Source organism: Microbacterium sp. CFBP9023 (genome assembly GCF_034045055.1).
Classification (GTDB): domain Bacteria; phylum Actinomycetota; class Actinomycetes; order Actinomycetales; family Microbacteriaceae; genus Microbacterium.
The window spans coordinates 1405177-1421122 of sequence record NZ_JAXCWI010000001.1 but is presented as its reverse complement, the minus strand read 5'-3'; the positions used below and the strand labels follow the sequence as shown (position 1 = coordinate 1421122).

The 15946-nt window shown below is 69.6% G+C and carries 17 protein-coding genes; 10 read left to right on the top strand and 7 right to left on the bottom strand.

Annotation, left to right across the window (positions count from 1 at the left end; genetic code table 11):
• Nucleotides 1-53: 53 nt before the first annotated feature.
• Entirely contained in the window at nucleotides 54-3881 is a 3828-nt protein-coding gene (locus tag SOM10_RS06910) for a carbohydrate-binding protein (RefSeq protein WP_320489122.1), read from the top strand.
• A gap of 98 nt (nucleotides 3882-3979) precedes the next feature.
• On the opposite strand, the gene SOM10_RS06905 is transcribed toward SOM10_RS06910, so the two are convergent.
• From SOM10_RS06905 to SOM10_RS06890, 4 genes are all read right to left on the bottom strand, one after another.
• Nucleotides 3980-5071, bottom strand: a complete 1092-nt coding sequence (locus tag SOM10_RS06905; protein WP_320489120.1) for a LacI family DNA-binding transcriptional regulator — start codon at nucleotides 5069-5071, stop codon at nucleotides 3980-3982.
• A gap of 272 nt (nucleotides 5072-5343) precedes the next feature.
• The gene (locus SOM10_RS06900) at nucleotides 5344-7149 is read right to left on the bottom strand and encodes a sigma-70 family RNA polymerase sigma factor (RefSeq protein ID WP_320489119.1); all 1806 of its coding nucleotides are present in this window, start codon (nucleotides 7147-7149) and stop codon (nucleotides 5344-5346) included.
• A 171-nt stretch (nucleotides 7150-7320) separates the two neighbouring features.
• The gene (locus SOM10_RS06895; protein ID WP_320489117.1) at nucleotides 7321-7542 is read right to left on the bottom strand and encodes a multidrug transporter; all 222 of its coding nucleotides are present in this window, start codon (nucleotides 7540-7542) and stop codon (nucleotides 7321-7323) included.
• The gene (locus SOM10_RS06890) at nucleotides 7529-8911 is read right to left on the bottom strand and encodes an APC family permease (protein ID WP_320489115.1); all 1383 of its coding nucleotides are present in this window, start codon (nucleotides 8909-8911) and stop codon (nucleotides 7529-7531) included. The genes SOM10_RS06895 and SOM10_RS06890 overlap by 14 nt, the downstream gene beginning before the upstream one ends.
• A gap of 69 nt (nucleotides 8912-8980) precedes the next feature.
• Here SOM10_RS06890 and SOM10_RS06885 point away from each other — a divergent pair, with 69 nt between their 5' ends.
• The gene (locus SOM10_RS06885; RefSeq protein ID WP_320489773.1) at nucleotides 8981-9514 is read left to right on the top strand and encodes an MIP/aquaporin family protein; all 534 of its coding nucleotides are present in this window, start codon (nucleotides 8981-8983) and stop codon (nucleotides 9512-9514) included.
• A 120-nt stretch (nucleotides 9515-9634) separates the two neighbouring features.
• Nucleotides 9635-10306 (top strand): GOLPH3/VPS74 family protein, encoded by a 672-nt coding sequence (locus tag SOM10_RS06880; protein WP_320489113.1) that lies wholly within the window; start codon nucleotides 9635-9637, stop codon nucleotides 10304-10306.
• A gap of 6 nt (nucleotides 10307-10312) precedes the next feature.
• Here SOM10_RS06880 and SOM10_RS06875 read toward each other — a convergent pair whose 3' ends face one another.
• Nucleotides 10313-11062: a DeoR/GlpR family DNA-binding transcription regulator gene (locus SOM10_RS06875; protein WP_320489112.1), complete on the bottom strand. Its 750-nt coding sequence runs from the start codon at nucleotides 11060-11062 to the stop codon at nucleotides 10313-10315.
• 67 nt (nucleotides 11063-11129) lie between these two features.
• Here SOM10_RS06875 and SOM10_RS06870 point away from each other — a divergent pair, with 67 nt between their 5' ends.
• Both SOM10_RS06870 and SOM10_RS06865 read left to right on the top strand, forming a co-directional pair.
• Nucleotides 11130-11501, top strand: coding sequence for a DUF4406 domain-containing protein (locus SOM10_RS06870; RefSeq protein WP_171821956.1), 372 nt, complete (start codon nucleotides 11130-11132; stop codon nucleotides 11499-11501).
• 53 nt (nucleotides 11502-11554) lie between these two features.
• A complete protein-coding gene (locus tag SOM10_RS06865) occupies nucleotides 11555-11920 on the top strand; it encodes a cupin domain-containing protein (RefSeq protein ID WP_053098103.1) in 366 nt (121 codons plus the stop codon).
• 15 nt (nucleotides 11921-11935) lie between these two features.
• Here SOM10_RS06865 and SOM10_RS06860 read toward each other — a convergent pair whose 3' ends face one another.
• The gene (locus SOM10_RS06860; RefSeq protein WP_320489110.1) at nucleotides 11936-12838 is read right to left on the bottom strand and encodes an SDR family NAD(P)-dependent oxidoreductase; all 903 of its coding nucleotides are present in this window, start codon (nucleotides 12836-12838) and stop codon (nucleotides 11936-11938) included.
• Nucleotides 12839-12848: 10 nt separating this feature from the next.
• Complete coding sequence (locus tag SOM10_RS06855; protein WP_053098101.1) at nucleotides 12849-13424, bottom strand: isochorismatase family protein; 576 nt, start codon at nucleotides 13422-13424, stop codon at nucleotides 12849-12851.
• A 222-nt stretch (nucleotides 13425-13646) separates the two neighbouring features.
• On the opposite strand from SOM10_RS06855, the gene SOM10_RS06850 reads away from it, so the two are divergent.
• Genes SOM10_RS06850 through SOM10_RS06830 form a run of 5 tightly spaced genes read left to right on the top strand, consistent with a single transcriptional unit; the run spans nucleotide 13647 to nucleotide 15943 of the window.
• Nucleotides 13647-14171, top strand: a complete 525-nt coding sequence (locus tag SOM10_RS06850) for an Asp23/Gls24 family envelope stress response protein (RefSeq protein ID WP_053099288.1) — start codon at nucleotides 13647-13649, stop codon at nucleotides 14169-14171.
• Nucleotides 14168-14356 (top strand): DUF2273 domain-containing protein, encoded by a 189-nt coding sequence (locus SOM10_RS06845; protein ID WP_053098100.1) that lies wholly within the window; start codon nucleotides 14168-14170, stop codon nucleotides 14354-14356. The genes SOM10_RS06850 and SOM10_RS06845 overlap by 4 nt, the downstream gene beginning before the upstream one ends.
• Nucleotides 14356-14751 (top strand): hypothetical protein, encoded by a 396-nt coding sequence (locus SOM10_RS06840; RefSeq protein ID WP_072592084.1) that lies wholly within the window; start codon nucleotides 14356-14358, stop codon nucleotides 14749-14751. The genes SOM10_RS06845 and SOM10_RS06840 overlap by 1 nt, the downstream gene beginning before the upstream one ends.
• Nucleotides 14748-15332 carry a DUF6286 domain-containing protein gene (locus SOM10_RS06835; RefSeq protein WP_187249240.1) on the top strand — a complete coding sequence of 195 codons (585 nt, stop codon included), beginning with the start codon at nucleotides 14748-14750 and terminating at the stop codon, nucleotides 15330-15332. Before SOM10_RS06840 ends, SOM10_RS06835 begins: the two co-directional genes overlap by 4 nt.
• Nucleotides 15329-15943, top strand: coding sequence for a hypothetical protein (locus SOM10_RS06830; protein ID WP_320489106.1), 615 nt, complete (start codon nucleotides 15329-15331; stop codon nucleotides 15941-15943). The genes SOM10_RS06835 and SOM10_RS06830 overlap by 4 nt, the downstream gene beginning before the upstream one ends.
• Nucleotides 15944-15946: the final 3 nt, after the last annotated feature.

Sequence of the window (15946 nt, the reverse complement as noted above, 5' to 3'; positions counted from 1 at the left end):
TCCTGCATGCCCTCCCGCCGTCACTCGACGGCGCAGTCACGGAAGAGAGATCGATGAAGATCGAACACCGCAGTATCCGACGCACGATCGGCGCTCTGACAGCGGGCGTGATCGCTCTCAGCGGCGCGCTTCTGGTCGCACCGCCCGCCGCCGCAGCATCCGCTGCACCCGCCTCCTCGCTTCTCGAAGCCGCGGTGCAGGCGCCGCTGCCCGAGATCGAGCAGACCGTCAGCGATGCCGGGTTCGCGCATCCCGGCATCGGCTTCTCGGCCGACCACCTCGAGAACATGCGCACCCAGGTGCGGGCCGGGGTCGATCCGTGGGCGAGCTACTACGACGCGATGGTGGCGACGCGCTACGCCTCGCGCGACTTCCGCGCCGAGAACGCCCAGCCGGGCACCGACGTCCCGAAGAACGACGCCTACGCGAGCGCCGGCATGAGGTCGATGGCGCTGAAGGACAGCATCGGCGCGATGACCCAGGCGCTCGAGTACGCGGTGACGGGTGACGAGCAGTATCGTGCGAACGCTCTGCACGTGCTGCGCACCTGGAGCAGCCTCGACCCAGCGAAGTACCAATATTTCGGTGACGCGCACATCCACACGGGCGTACCGCTGTACTACATGCTGATCGCGGCCGAAGTGATCCGCAGCACGGAACCCGTGAACGAGAGCCTCGACGGATACGACCTGCGGTGGACGGATGCTGACGAGCAGCGCATCGAGGACAACCTGGTCCGACCGGTGCTCGACACGTTCCTCTTCTCGAACAACCGGCTGTGGAACCAGCACCTCTACGGCGTGATCGGCATGGTCTCCGCGGCGATCTTCCTCGATGACGCCGAGCTCTACGCCGAGCGCGTGGAGTGGTTCACGGTCAACTCGGAATACGAGAGCGAGCACGATCTGTACGGCGGCAACGTCAACGGATCGCTCGCACAGCTGTTCCGCGAGATCCCGGCCGACGCTCCCGGCAACACCACGGGCGAGCCGTTCGTGCAGCACATGGAGATGCTGCGCGATCAGGCGCACGGTCAGGGAGACGTCGACATCTTCGTGGCGCTCGCCCGCATCGTCGACGCGCAGGGGACCAGACTCGATCCGGTCACCGGCACCGTGTCGATTGCGTCGGATGCGGTCTCGCCCTACCGGTTCCTCGACGATCGCATCCTCGACGGTGCCGACACGTTCTACGCCTTCATGATGGGCGAGGAGGTGCCGTACGTTCCGGCGAACGAGGGGGGCGCGATCTCGCAGGCCTACCGTGGCCGACTGCAGGATCCGCTGAGCGAGGCGTACCTGCAGTACCGCTACGTCGCTGACGTCGATGTGGCCGACGCAGCGCCCCATGTCGCCGACCTCTACGAGCAGAGGGACGGCCCGCTCTACTACTACGGCAGTGGCGTGCAGAACTTCTGGAACGATCGCGGCTCGGACTACACCGGCGCCGAGTACTGGGTCGCATTCCCGCAAGAACTCGCCGAGGTCGACGACCCGGTCGCTCCACTCGCTCCGAGCGCCGAGCTGTCGGTCACGACATTCGGCACCCCGCTCGGCGACGGCGCCGAGCGGGAGGCCGATGCCGACGGCACCTCCTTCATCCGTCTCGATGCCGGTGCGGATGACGCGAACCTCGCGATCCGGCGCGCGATATGGGGCGACCGTGCGTCGCAGTCCCTGGTCGGGGTGAAGGTACGCAGCGACGGCACCGCCCGGCTGCAGGCCTCCCGCACGGCGGACGAGGCCCCGTTCACCGATGTCGTGATCCCCGACACCGGCGGCGACTGGCGCTACGTGTGGTTCGACCTGGCGCTCGCGGCGACCCCCGGTGCGGTGGGAGAGAACATCGTCTTCCTTCGCGCGACCGGCTCGGATGCTCGGGTCGACGTGGCGGGGCTCCTGGCTCAGGCGAACGGCGTGCTCACGCCGCCGCGGTTCACGGATGCGCCCGCACTCGACGTGGTGCTGGTGGCGGGAGAGCCGTGGACGCGCGGAATCGGGACGACCGATGCCGACGGCGAGACCGTCACCCTCGCACTGCACGACGCGCCCGCCGGTGCGGTGCTGCAGGGCGACGAGCTCAGCTGGTCGCCCGACCAGGCAGGCGATGCCGCGATGACCCTCGCGGCGTCCGACGGGACCACCGTGACCGCGCTGCCCGTGACCGTCACGATCGCCGATGACCGCACGGGGGCGATCGCCGAACTCGTCGCCCGCGTCGGTGAGAGCGCGGAGTACACCTCGGCGAGCTGGGCGCGGATGACCGAAGCGCGAAGCGCCGCGGACGATGGAGTCGCATCGGCGGATGCTGCCGCATTCGGCATCCTTCTCGAAGCGCTCGGCGACGCCGTGTCGAACCTCGTGACGCTCACCCCGGTGCTGCCGGACGGCACGCTCGACTACCGCTCCCTCGTGTCGGCCCCGCCCCTCACGGCTGCCCAGTTGACGGCGCTCGCCGACGGCGACAACCAGTCGACCTGGGGTGACCAGCGGGTTCCGAGCATCGTGTTCGACTTCGGTTCGGGTTTCCGTCTCGACGCAGAGCGCTTCGGCCTGCAGGCCAGAGACACCTTCGCCAATCGCGCGGAGGGCACGAACGTCTACGGTTCGAACGACGGTGCCACCTGGACGCTGCTCACCGCGCATCCGAACGTGGGCACGGATGCCACGATCGAGTGGATCGATGTGCGCAGCGAGGTGCGCGATTCGACATTCCGGTTCGTGAAGCTCCAGGTCGATGAGCCCGGTGTGCCGTCGGATCCCGCGTATCCGGGAATCTGGAGCATCGCCGAGCTGCGCATCGACGGCGCCAGGAGCGAAGCCGTCGGGTCGATGGATGCGGTCTCGATCGCGTCGTCCGATGCGGTCGCGGGTCGAGTGGTCGCCGGCGACAGCGTCGATGTGACGCTGACCGGACCCCCCGACAACGCGGGCGTCGCGGTCACCGTGCTCGGAGCCCCGGCCGAGGTGACGTCGCCGTCGCCCGGGACCTGGATCGCCAGTGCGACCATCCCCGCGGGCGAGGCGCAGTCGGGTCGAGTCGGATTCACCGTCGACTTCACCACGGCCGACGGTCGTCGCGCCGACACGATCCACGCCACGACCGACGGCTCGGTGCTGTACCTGTCGAGCGACGGCGGACGCATCGACTCGGCGTTCCGCGATGCCGCGGTGCTGCGACCCGACGGGGTGGCGGACGCCGCGTGGACCCAGTACACGGCGCGAATGCTCGACGGCGACCCCGCGACGCACTCCGATACCCGACTCAACTCCGGTCTCTACGGCAACGTGTGGGACTTCGGCCCCGACGCGACCGTGTCGTTGTCCGGTGCCGAACTGCTCGTGCGGCAGGACGGCTACGGCACCTCGCGCATCTCGGACATGCGGCTGGAGGGGTCGAACGATCTGACCACGTGGGCGCGTCTCACCCCGTCAGTGCCGGCGAAGACCCTCGATTGGCAGACGTGGTCCGTGGCGGATGACACGGCCTTCCGGTACGTGCGTCTCGTGAACGGCCAGATTCTGAACGTCGCCGAGCTGATCCTGTTCGGAGTCGTGACGACCGCGCCCGCGATCGAGGCTTGGGACCCGATCGCCGTCTACGACGCCGGCGACGAGGTCTCGCACCAGGGCGCGACCTACACGGCGCAGTGGTGGACGAAGGGCGACGCCCCCGGCAGCTCGGCGACAGGTTCGTGGATGGAGCAGGGAGCGCTCGTTCCGGCGGCCGGCGACGGCGTGCGGGCCTGGACGTCGTCGTACGTTTACGTGGGCGGAGAGGTGATCGCCCACCGAGGGCACGCCTTCCGGGCCCGGTGGTGGACGCGTGACCAGGCGCCAGGCGATGCGAACGGGCCATGGGAGGATCTCGGCGCCTTCTGATCCGTTCTCCGGGGCGGTGCGGCCGGGCTCTCCGGTGGTGCCGCCCCTCCTGACGGGATCGACAGCCGTGAGCGGATGCGGATGTGGCCGCGGTGCGCTCAGTCCGAGCGCACGGGTCCCGTCGATTCGCGGACGATCAGCTCACCGGGCAGCACGACCGGGCCGTCGTAGGCTCCCCCGACGGCGATGCGTCCGGCCAGCTCTCCCACATCGTGGAACGGCGCCCGCACTGTGGTCAGGGAGGGCGTCAGGTCGGCGACCAGCTGCATGTCGTCGAAGCCGACGACCGAGATCCGCTCGGGAATCGCGATGCCTTCTGCGTGCAGCGCCCGGCACACCCCCACCGCCATGATGTCGGTCTGGCACACGATCGCGGTGACGTCAGGGTCGCGGCCGAGCAGATCGAGAGTGGCCGCGGCGGCGTCGTCCGAGGTGTTGCTGCTTCGCACCGCGAGCGCGGGGTCGAACGCGATGCCGGCGTCGTGGAGACCGTCCTGGTAGCCGAGGAAGCGCTGATGCGGAGTGGTCATGTCATCGAGTGAGCCGAGGAACGCGATGCGTCGGTGGCCGAGAGTGACCAGATGCTCGACTCCTGTGCGGACTCCGCCGCGGTGGTCGTAGTCGATCGAGGCGATGTGCGGGTGGTGGGGGAGCGCCGCTCGACCGCACAGGATCAGCTGCGCCCCGACCCGTGCGAGGGTGGCCGAGTATCGTTGCGCCCGCGCCTCGAACTCCTCGGTGGCCGGAGTGGAGCCCACGAGCAGGACGGCAGCCACTCGCTGCTCGCTCAGGGTCTCGATCAGGGCGGCTTCGCGCTCGACGTCCCCGCCGGTCGTGCACATCGTGAAGAGGTGGCCGTTGGCGGTCGCGACGTCTTCGGCGCCGCCGGCCATGGAGGCGAACGTGGGCCCGACCATGATGCTGGACACGAACGCGATGCTGCGCCGCCCGACGCCCATCATCGAGCGAGCGAGACCGTTCACGACATAGCCGAGCTCTTCTGCGGCAGCGAGCACTCTGGCGTGGCTCGCAGACTTGCCTGCGGCGCGGCCGGCCAGCACGCGCGAGGCGGTCGCGCGTGAGACGCCCGCGGCCTGGGCCACTTCGGCGAGAGTCGGGCCGCCACCGCGTTCGGGCCCGGGCGTCGCATTGCGACGTGCGGGCGAGCCGTCATCGATCGTGGTGGTCACACTGGGAATCTATCGCGGCGACCGCGTCGCGGCGCGCAGACCCGCAACTAGTTCCGGTCTCGCGTTCTCGGTCCCACGGGTGCGGAAGGGAATGCGGGTGGGACTGGGGAGCAGCCCCACCCGCGAGTGCCGCGTCCGTAGGGGAACGCGAGCTCTCGGACACGAAGTCGACTCAGGTCCCCAGGGCCGGCTTCTCGTCCCACTATCAAGACGCTGACGACGCCCGTTCCTGACGCCGCAACCAATATTCCGGTCGGATCCGTGCCCGGACGTCACTTGCCGCCCGGGGTGACGACGACCGCGTACTCGGCTCCAGGACCGGTGACGCCCGACTCCGCATCGACGTATCGCAGGGTGAGCAGGTGGAATCCGAGATGGATGTCGGCGATGTAGTCGTCGGAGGTCACCTCGTCGATGGCGATGAGGTGGGGCACCACGACGCCGTCGACGGCGACCTGCACCCAGCCGCCCGGGATGCCCTCGAGAGTGACGAGCGCGTCGTCCTGCTCGCCGTCGGCGTCAGCATCCCCCCGCTCGAGGTGGGGGCGGGGCTGATCGCCAGAGATGACCGGTACGGGGAATGCGAGGGGTCCGACCGGCTCGCTGAGGTCCACGTCGCCGGAGGGTGAGGTGTGCTGGGCCGTGAGCGTCATGCCCTGCCTCAGTTCGCCTCCCGCGACGGAGAGCGTGAACTCGCCGTCGCCGTCGACCGTCGCCTGGGCGAGGACGGAGCCGAGCTCGTCGATGACGGCGACCATGCTGCCGGGGATGCCGGTGCCGCTCACCGAGACAGCGAGGGGACTGCTGGTGTCCCACCCGTCCGGACCGATCGCGAACACGGGCGGGGTCTCGACCGGCGGGACCTCGACCGGCGGGGTCGCCACGGGGGGTCTGGTCGCCGGAGGGCCCGCCGCCGGCGGTGCGGCCACCGGGGCGCTCGGCGGCTCCGGAACGGCGCGCACAGGTGTGTCCTGCCGAGTCGTCTCGACGACCGGCTGCACTGGCGGCTCCACCGGAGCAGGAATGAGCGGTGCGACAGGTGGGGGCGTCGGTGACGTGTCGTCGTCCGTCGCGGGTGTGGCACCGGGAGTCGGGGCGATGGGTCGGGCGGCGGGCCCGGACGCCTCACCACGGTCGCCGTCTGCCGCCGGTTGCGACCAGGGGCCGACCATCGCCACGGCGACCGTCGCCGCAAGGGCGACCGCGCTTCCCGCGGCGATCCCGATGGTGAGCACGCGGCGGGTCCGCAGGGCGGCGGACGGTCCGATGACGGAGGCGCTCGCTGCCGCGCCGGGCTCGAGAGCGGCGTAGGCGGCTGCCCCGGCGCTGCTGAGTGCGAGGGGCAGCAGCACGGCTCGCAGCTTCGACGAGGCCGTGTCGATGTCTCGCGCGATGATCGTGCAGCCGGCGCACCCTTCGAGATGGGACTCGAGGCGGGGGCGCTCGTGCCGACTCACCGGGCGGCGAGAGCGGCGCACGAGGCGCCCGCACGCCCAGCGACACTCCTCGGGACGGGACGGGTCGGCGATGAGCGCATCCAGCCAGGCATGGCGGAATCCGTCGCGCGCGCGGAGAGCGAGCGCAGACACGGCATTCGGAGTCAGCCCCATCAGCGGAGCGATCTCGCGCGGCTTCATGCCCTCGACCTCGAGGTACCAGAGCAGGGTGCGGTGGTTCTCGGGCAGATTCTTGAACGCCGCCGCGAGCATCGTCTTGTCCGACAGCTGCTCGATCGCGTCGGGGGCCTCATCGGGGATCTCCTCGATGAACTCGATCGGGATGTCCTTCTGCTTGCCGCCCCACGTCGCGGCGGCGTTGCGGATGGCGGCGTAGAGATACGCCCGGAAGCCATCGGTCGGTCCGCCGCCGTTCTGCATCGCGCTGAACGTCTTCGTGAAGGCCTCGCTGACGAGGTCGTCAGGGTCGATGGAACGCGTCACTGCGCGGGCCGCGCGGAGCCCCGCCTCGGAGTGGCGCTGCCACAGCACGGCGAACGCTCGGGCGTCTCCGCTGCGCGTCGCGTCGGCGAGCTCGGCATCCGACCGCGTGTCGGTGCTCGGATCTGTGGTGATGCTCATGGCGTCCCCCCGATCGTGGTGACGGGGTCCGGGTCACCGACTCCGAGACCGCGGAGGCGGTCTCGGAGTCAGCATACGCTCAGAGCTTGCTTTCGAGGGGCGAGTTGTGATATATCGGAACGCTGAAGTATCGCGGGGGCGATCCCGCGCGCGTTCTCGCCGCCGCTCCGGCTACTGCTCGGGCTCGTCGTCGACCTCGACCCCGGGTCCGGGTCCCGGCCGCACGGCGGCATCGGGGAGGATGTCGATGCGGGTGTTCCCGTCGTGCTCCGAGACCTCGATGCGCGGGGCGGCATCGGCCTCGGTGGCATCAGGGGCCGCGGTCAGCTGGTCGTGGCGCTTCTCCTCGCTCGTCATGGCGTCGTCGTCGGGGGTGAGGTCAGGCGTGCTCATCGTTCTCCTTCGTGGTGGTGGATGACGGGGCTCCGTCGTGGTCGCGACGGTCGGAGCGGTTGCGGCCCCAGCGGGCGAGCAGGTACAGCACGGCGCCGACCGCCAGCAGGATCGCGCCGAACAGCCAGACGACCCCTCGCTGCTGGGTGAGCAGCAGGATGCACGAGGCGATGCCCAGCACCGGGATGACCGTCCAGATGCGGAAGTGATCGTGCTCGACGCGGTCACGTCGCAGCACCAGCACCGAGACGTTGACGCTGAGGAAGACGAAGAGCAGCAGCAGCACGACGGTCTCGGCGAGCGTCGCCAGATCGCCGACCAGCGTGAGTCCCATCGCGACGAGGGTCGTGGTGAGGATCGCCACCCACGGGGTCTTTCGATTCGGCAGCACCCGGCCGAGCACGGCGGGCAGCAGGTTCTGCTCGGCCATCCCGTAGGTCAGGCGGCTCACCATGATCATCGTGAGCAGTGCGCCGTTCGCCACCGCGATCAGGGCGATCAGGCTGAACAGCCAGGAGGGGATGCTGGCACCCGCGGCCTCGACGACCGACAGCAGCGGTCCGCTCGACTCCTGCAGCTCGGAAGCCGGCAGCGCGATGGAACTCGCGACACCCACGAGCACGTACACCGCACCGGCGGTGAAGAGCGCGCCGAAGAGGGCTCGCGGATAGGTGCGCCGCGGATTCTTGACCTCTTCGATCATGTTCGCCGAGGTCTCGAAGCCGACGAAGGAGTAGTAGGCGATCACCGCTCCCGACAGGACCGCCAGGGCGACGGGCGTCCCCTCGGGCGCCTGAGTCAGCCGCGAGGCGTCGCCGCCGCCGCCGACCACGAACATCCCGACCACGACGATCACGATCACGAGACCGCTCAGCTCGATCGCCGTCATCACGAGATTCGCGCCGAGCGACTCACGGATGCCGCGGGCGTTGAGTGCTCCGACGATCGCGAGGAAGACGATCGCGACGGGAATGGTCGGCAGGTCGAAGAACGTGCCGAGGTAGTCGCCGGCGAACGCGATCGCCAGGCCCGCGGCGCTCGTCACGCCGGCCGCGAGCATGCTGAACCCGACCAGGAACGAGACGACGGGGCTGTGGAAGGCGCGCTCCGCGAAGACGGATGCCCCGCCGGCGCGCGGATACTTGGTGACCAGCTCGGCGTACGACCCCGCGGTCAGCAGCGCGAGCAGGAGAGCGAGAAGCAGCGGTGCCCACAGCATCCCGCCGACCTTCTCGGACAGCACACCCATCAGGGCGTAGATGCCGGCGCCGAGCACGTCGCCCAGGATGAAGGCGAACAGCAGGGGACCGGTGATGGCGCGACGCAGGCGAGTGGGCTCCTCCGGCGTCGTGGCGGTGTCGGAAGTCATCCCGGAACAGTACGGACAAGCGTGCCGATGTGGCGACGGGGTTGACATGCCGTCGCATCGCATTCAGGTATTTCACAGGCGCCAGCGCGGCTCTTCTCGACCGGCCACATCTCGGGCGCTCACCTCAACCCGGCGGTCTCCGTCGGCGTCTTCATCCGTGGCGGCCTCAGCGTCGTCGACTTCATCGCCTACCTCGTGGCGCAGTTCGTCGGTGGCGCGCTCGCCGCGCTGGTCAGCTTCGCCGTGTGGCCCGCCGGTGGCGAGGCTCTGGTCGTCGAGGTAGGACCCGCCTTCTTCGTCGAGGCGCTGTTCACGCTGATCCTCGTCTGGGTCGTGCTCAACACCGCGACCTCGAAGGACACCGAGGGCAACTCGTTCTACGGCCTCGCGATCGGGGCGACGGTGTTCGTCGGCGCAGCGACCGTCGGTTCGATCTCGGGCGGCGGCTTCAACCCGGCGGTGGCCCTCGGCCTCTCGGTCGGCGGGTACTTCGACTGGGCCTCGCTGTGGCTCTACATCGTCGCCCCCGTGGTCGGCGCGGTCATCGCGGCTCTGCTCTTCCGCGTGCTCAACGCGGACGATGCCAAGAAGATCGGCGCGTAACCACTCTTCATCGAACGCCGCGTCCTCTCCGGAGGGCGCGGCGTTCGTGCGTGTGGGGGTGTTCCGGAATCATCCGTCCGGGGGATGCCGTCGTGAGGTGGCCCGTCATAGCGTGGATGCATGCTGATCGTCGAGGAACTCCACATGCTGCTTCTCCGGCCTGATGGCCGCGTCGAGAGCGCGGTGAGCGTGAACCGCCTGTACGGCGAGGTCGCGGCCGTGATCGTCGACCTCGCCCTGCACGGACGCATCGCCGTGTCGGACGAGAAGAACCCGGTCGTCGAGATCGTGTCGACGGACCCGACGGGCAACCCGATCCTCGATACGACACTGCAGCGCCTCGTGCCGTTGCGCGGCAAGCGGCTGCAGTCGCTCGTGGTGCGCCCCAAGCTCGATCCGCTCGAGATCGTGGTCGAGTCGCTCATCGTGCAGGGCGTGCTCGTCAGAGGGGAGCGCGGATTCTTCGGCTGGGGGTCGGCACGCACTCCCGAATCCGATTCGACGCCCGAGCAGGCGCTGAGGGCGCGGCTCGCCGCGGTGCTCGCCGGAACGGGGGCTCCGACGCAGGCCGACCTGGCGCTGCTTGCGATCCTGCAGAACCTCAACGCGGCGCACGCGATCCTGCGCGAGGAGTGCGGCGGGCTGTCCTCGCGCGACCTCAAGAAGCGGATCGAGCAGCTCACGGCAGGTTCGCAGGCAGGGGATGCCGTCGCCAAGGCGGTCAACGATGCGATCACGGCCGCGATGGTGGCGATAATGACGCCGACGATCGTGGCGGCGACCATCACCTGACACCGGTCAGCGCAGCACCGGCATGCCCGCTGCGAGATCGCCGATGACCGGGTTCGCGTCCTGAGGGTCGACCACGAGACCGGTGATGGCGTCGACGTTCAGAACCGGGAAGCGCGAGATGGCGCCGATCTTCTCCTCGCTGCCCAGGACGTAGGTCTGCGCACAGCGCGCGGCGATCGCGCGTTTGGTGGCGGCGTCGTCGAGGTTGCCGGTGGTCAGGCCGTGGACGGGATCGACGCCCGTCACGCCCAGGAAGAACAGGTCTGCGGCGAGATGCTGCACGGCCTCCATGGCGAGGGGGCCGCTCGCGACCATGGAGAAGCGGGCGAGTTCGCCGCCGATGATCACGACGCGGGCGTCGGAGTGCTCGGCGACGGCGAGGGCGATCGCCGGGCTGGGGGTGATGACGGTCAGCTCGGCGCCGTACGGCAGCATGCGGGCCATCGCGAGCGTCGTGGTTCCGGCATCCAGCACGATCGTCGAGCCCGGCAGGATCAGCTCGACGGCGCGGCGGGCGACCCGCTCCTTGCTCTCGGTGGCCAGCGACGAGCGCTCGTCGACGGGCCGATCGGCCGGTGGAACCGGCAGAGCGCCGCCATAGACGCGGACGAGTTCGCCGGTTTCGGCGAGCTCGCGCAGATCGCGACGGATCGAGTCCTCGGAGACGCCGAGATCGGTGGCGACGTCCTTCGCCACCACGCGACCGTCTCTGCGCAGGATCTCGCGCAGATGATCCTTTCGTTGCGCACTCAGCATCCGAAGCTCCATCCCGTTCATTCACGAAGTTGCACGTTCCTGCACGGTTAACGTTACAGTCTTCTCCATGAACACACCACTGCTGATTCTCATCGCCGGCCCCTACCGCTCCGGCACGGGCGGCGACCCCGCCCTGATCGCCCGCAACCTCGAGGTCCTCGAAGAGGTCGCGGCCCCCATCCACCGTCTCGGCCATGTGCCGATGATCGGCGAATGGGTCGCCCTGCCGATCCTCCGAGGCATGGACGAGACGGATGCCGCCGAGGGCGATGTGATGTACGAGACGGCCCACCGACTGCTGCAGCACTGCGACGCGGTGCTGCGCCTGCCGGGAGACTCCGCCGGCGCCGACAAGGACGTCGAGATCGCGCTCGAGCGCGGGCTGCCCGTGTATCGATCGATCGACGAGATCCCGTCGAGGGATGCCGAGGCCGCCTAGATCGCGGATTCTCGGGAGGGGGTCGTGGTCTGCCGGTGGCTAGGCTCGTAGGCATGACAGACGATGTGCGCAACGTCCACGACGCCCTCTCGGCGATCACCGAGCACTGGCAGCCGCACCGGCTCACCAGCGTCAACGACTACGACGTCAAGGTCGTCAAGCTCCAGGGCGAATTCGTCTGGCACACCCACCCCGACACCGATGAGCTGTTCATGGTGGTGAGCGGCCAGCTCACCATCCAGCTCCGCGACCGTGACGTGATTCTGCACCCGAACGACGTCTTCGTCGTGCCGCGCGGGGTCGAGCACTGCCCGAAGGCGACGGACGAGGTGCACGCGATCCTGTTCGAGCCGAAGGGAACGGTCAACACCGGGGATGCCGGAGGCGACATGACTGCGACACTCCAGGAGCTCGCCTGATCCGCCGTCAGATCGTCAGATCGTGAAGCGCACGCCCGAGAGGTGCTCGGCGACCGACCACAGTTCCGCGCCGACGTCGACCGACCGCACCTGGGCGCTCGCGGCGACCCGCTTCGGCGCCCCGCGGAACTCGAGCAGCCCGCCCGGACCCCAATAATCGCCGCCGGTGGCATCGGCCGCGACGGCAGCATGCACGATCGGCGCGGCCCCGGCATCCTTGCCCTGCACGAGCGGGCGGCTGACCGACGCGAGGGCGCGCGTCAGAGGTGAGACCGCGGCGAGTCCGTCGCGGTGCGGAGTCAGCGGATCGACGGCGTAACCGGGGTGAGCACACAGCGCAGACCGCGCCGTGCCCCGCCACCGGCGGTTCAGCTCGAAGGCGAGGGCCATCAGGGCGGCCTTCGAGCGGCCGTACTGACGCAGCGACGCACCCGTCCACGGCTGAGAGAGCGTGCCGGGGTCGATCTCGGCGAAGCGATGCGCCAGCGATCCGACGGCCACGACCCGAGCGTCGTCGGCGAGCAGACGGTCGAGCTGGGCGACCAGGGCGAAGTGTCCGATCGCGTTGGTGCCGACCATGAGGTCCAGTCCGTCCGCGGTGCGGGCGCTGCGATCCGCCGCCTTGACCCCGGCATTGCAGATCACCGCATCGAGCCGCTCGTCGAGCGATGCCGTCGCCGAGGCGACGCTCGCCAACGACCCGAGATCGACCGGCACGATGTCGAGGCCGGCACCCGGAACCTGCGCGCGGATCGACGACACGGCCACCTGTGCGCGCTCTGCCGACCGGCATCCGAGCAGCACCCTGGCACCCTGCGTGGCCAGGATCTCCGCGCACCAGTATCCGATGCCCGCGTTCGCCCCGGTGACGAGGATCGTGCGGCCGGTGAGGTCGGGGAGCGCGAGCGGCGAGGGCATGTCCTCCAACTTAGGCGGAGACACCCACCCGGTCGGCCGTGCGGACGATCGTCGCGAATCCGCGCGCCGCCAGGATGCTCTCGGTCCGCTGCATGATCTCGTCGCCCGAGACGGCCGCGAGCCCGTCCGTCGCCTCGATCGCCGAGGTCGTCGTCGCATCCGTCACGAACTCCACCGTGAAGCCGAGGTCGGCCGCCATCCGGGCCGTCGTCTCGCAGCACTGCTCGGTGCGGATGCCGCAGACGACCACCCGGCCGACGCCGCGGCGCCGGAGCTGATCTTCGAGATCGGTCGATGTGAACGCGTTGACGGTGGTCTTCGTCACGGCGATCTCGTCGCTCTGCGGGTCGAGGTCGGAGACCACCCGGACGAAGCCGTTGGCCGGATCGAAGACTCCTCCGCTGCCCGGCTCGGAGTGCGTGACCCACACGACGGCGTCTCCCGACCGACGCGCATACGCGACGAGCTGGGAGATGTTGTCGATGACGCCCGGGTTGGCGGTGGCCGCCCACTCGTCGGGTCGCTGGCGGAAGGATTCCTGCGCGTCGATCACGAGCAGGGCGGTGGCGGGGGAGTCGTGGCTCATCCGATCATCCTCGCGGTCCCGGCCCGCGACGGCCAGTGCCTGCACGGCCAGCGACCGCGTGTTCTCTGCCGTCGATCGCCGCTCGGGCGCCGTCTCGCAGATTCTCCCGACGAATCTGTGACGAATCCCGCTCGGCGCTCGTCCTATCTGTGAGCGACCCACACACGCTCCCGGCGAAGCCACCACGGCCCGGCCGGCACATCGTGAGACGAAGGAATGGTCATGGCAACTCAGGATCAGAACACCCCCACCAGCCCCGCCGACAAGGAGCTCGCTCAGACGTCGACCGCACCGAAGCCGGCTGCCTCGGGTTCGCGCGTCGACCGCACGTCGGCATTCTCGACGTCGCGCGTCCCCGCCGACTCGGATGCCGCGGGCAAGACGGTCATCGCCGACGGCGTCGTCGCCAAGGTCGCCGGCATCGCCGCCCGTGAGGTCGCCGGTGTCTACGCGCTCGGCGGTGGCGGAGCACGTGCCTTCGGCGCCATCCGCGACGCGGTCAACGCCACCGACCTGACGCAGGGCGTCAAGGTCGAGGTCGGCGAGACGCAGGCCGCCGCAGACCTGACCATCGTCGTTGAGTACCCCGCCCCGATCCAGGAGGTCGCGAGCAACGTGCGCGCCGCCGTCGCCGGTGCGATCAGCCGCCTGGTCGGTCTCGAGGTCGTCGAGGTCAACGTCGAGGTCAACGACGTGCACGTCCCCGGTGACGACAACCAGGAGAACGAGGAGTCGCGAGTCTCATGACCCCCACCACCACAGGCGCCCTCATCGGCGCACTCCTGGCCCTGGCCGCTCTGCTGTTCGGGTTCTGGGGATTCCTCCTCATGGCCCTGTTCGCAGGCGTCGGAGCCGTCATCGGCCGGATCGCCTCCGGCAAGCTCGACGTCCGCGGTCTCGCCGACGCCTTCACAGGGCGGCGCACCTCCTGATGCGCGTCGACCAGCACCTCGCCGCCGGTGGCGGCCCCGCGCGGGCCGCCACCGCAGAGGCCACCGTCCCTGGGCGCATCGACGTAAAGGAACGCGTCTACCGCACGGTCACCGAGAAGGCGTCCGCAACCCTGATCGGTGTGCCGCGCGGTGACGTGAAGGTCGACGTCGCCGAGCACCCGGGCGGGATCGCCGTGCGCATAGCGACCCCGCTTCCCGTCCCCGATCTCGACGACACCGTCGCGATCTCCCAGAGCGTCCCCGTCCTCGACCGAGCTCGTCAGCTGCAGGAGCAGCTGCAGGAGAGTCTCAGTGGTCTTCTCGGACGTGACGTGACCCGCATCACCCTCACCATCACCGGTGCCACCATCCCAGAGAGGAGACGAGTGCGATGAGCACCCCGGTTCTTCGTCGCGTCGTCCGACGCGAGACGCATTCGCCGCGCACCGTCGCGATGTTCGTCGCGGTCATCCTTCTCATCCTCGCCCTCGCCTACATCGGGCTCGAGATCGTGCTGAGCCTCGCGGCGCAGCCCGCTCTCCTGCTGGGTCCCGCCGCGGCGGGCGGATGGCTGGTCGGCCTGCCCACCGCACAGCCGGCCGGACTCGTGATCGCGGGCAGCGTCGTGCTCGCCCTGGTCGGCATCGTGCTCGTCGTGCTGGCCGTCACTCCGGGTCGCCTGTCACGGCACACCCTCGAGGCGGGCGACAGGGCGGTCGTCGTCGACAACGGCGTGATCGCCAGCGCGCTCGCCCAGCACCTCTCGGAGGAGACGGGCCTGGCTCGCGAGAGCATCACCGTCGGAGTCGGCCACCGCAGTGTCGACGTCACCGTGCGCCCCGGCGCGGGCATCCCCCTCGACAAGGGCGCCGTGCAGTCGGCCACGGAGGCAGAGCTGCAGACCTACCGGCTGACCCGCAGCGTCCGCACCCGCGTGCGCATCGAGCGCCCCCACGAGAAGGAAGACGAGCTGTGAACAACACCAACCGTGCGCTGAACCGCACCCTGCTGCTCCTCATCGGCCTGCTCTTCCTCGGACTGGGCGCTCTCGGCATCGCCATCATGAGCTGGCCGACCGCCACCGACATCTGGACGTCGGCCGGCACGGACGCCCGCTCATGGCTCGACCAGGCGATCGCCGCCACGGCCATCGCCGGCGGCGGCCTCTCGTGGATCGGCATCGGCGCAGTGGCCGCGATCGTCATCGTGATCGTGCTGCTGATCGTCGCCCTCACCAGCATCTCGGGCCGCCGGTCGAAGACCGCCTTCCGCTCGAGCGGAGCACAGAACCCGCTCGGACGTGTCACGGTCACCGAGTCGTTCGTGTCGGATGCCGTCAAGAACTCCCTCGCCGGGAGAGCGGAGATCCTGTCGTCGCAGGTCACCGCGAACGACATCCGTCGAGAGCCGGTGCTGCATGTGGCCGTCACGCCCCGGCAGAACACCGATCCGCGTGAGCTGGTCGACCACATCGACAAGCTGCTCACCAACCTCGCCACCCTGACCGGCCGCGAGAGCGCGACCTTCGTGTCGATCCACACCGGCCTCCGGGCGCGGCTCGCGCACGACCAGCGACGTCTGTCGTGAACC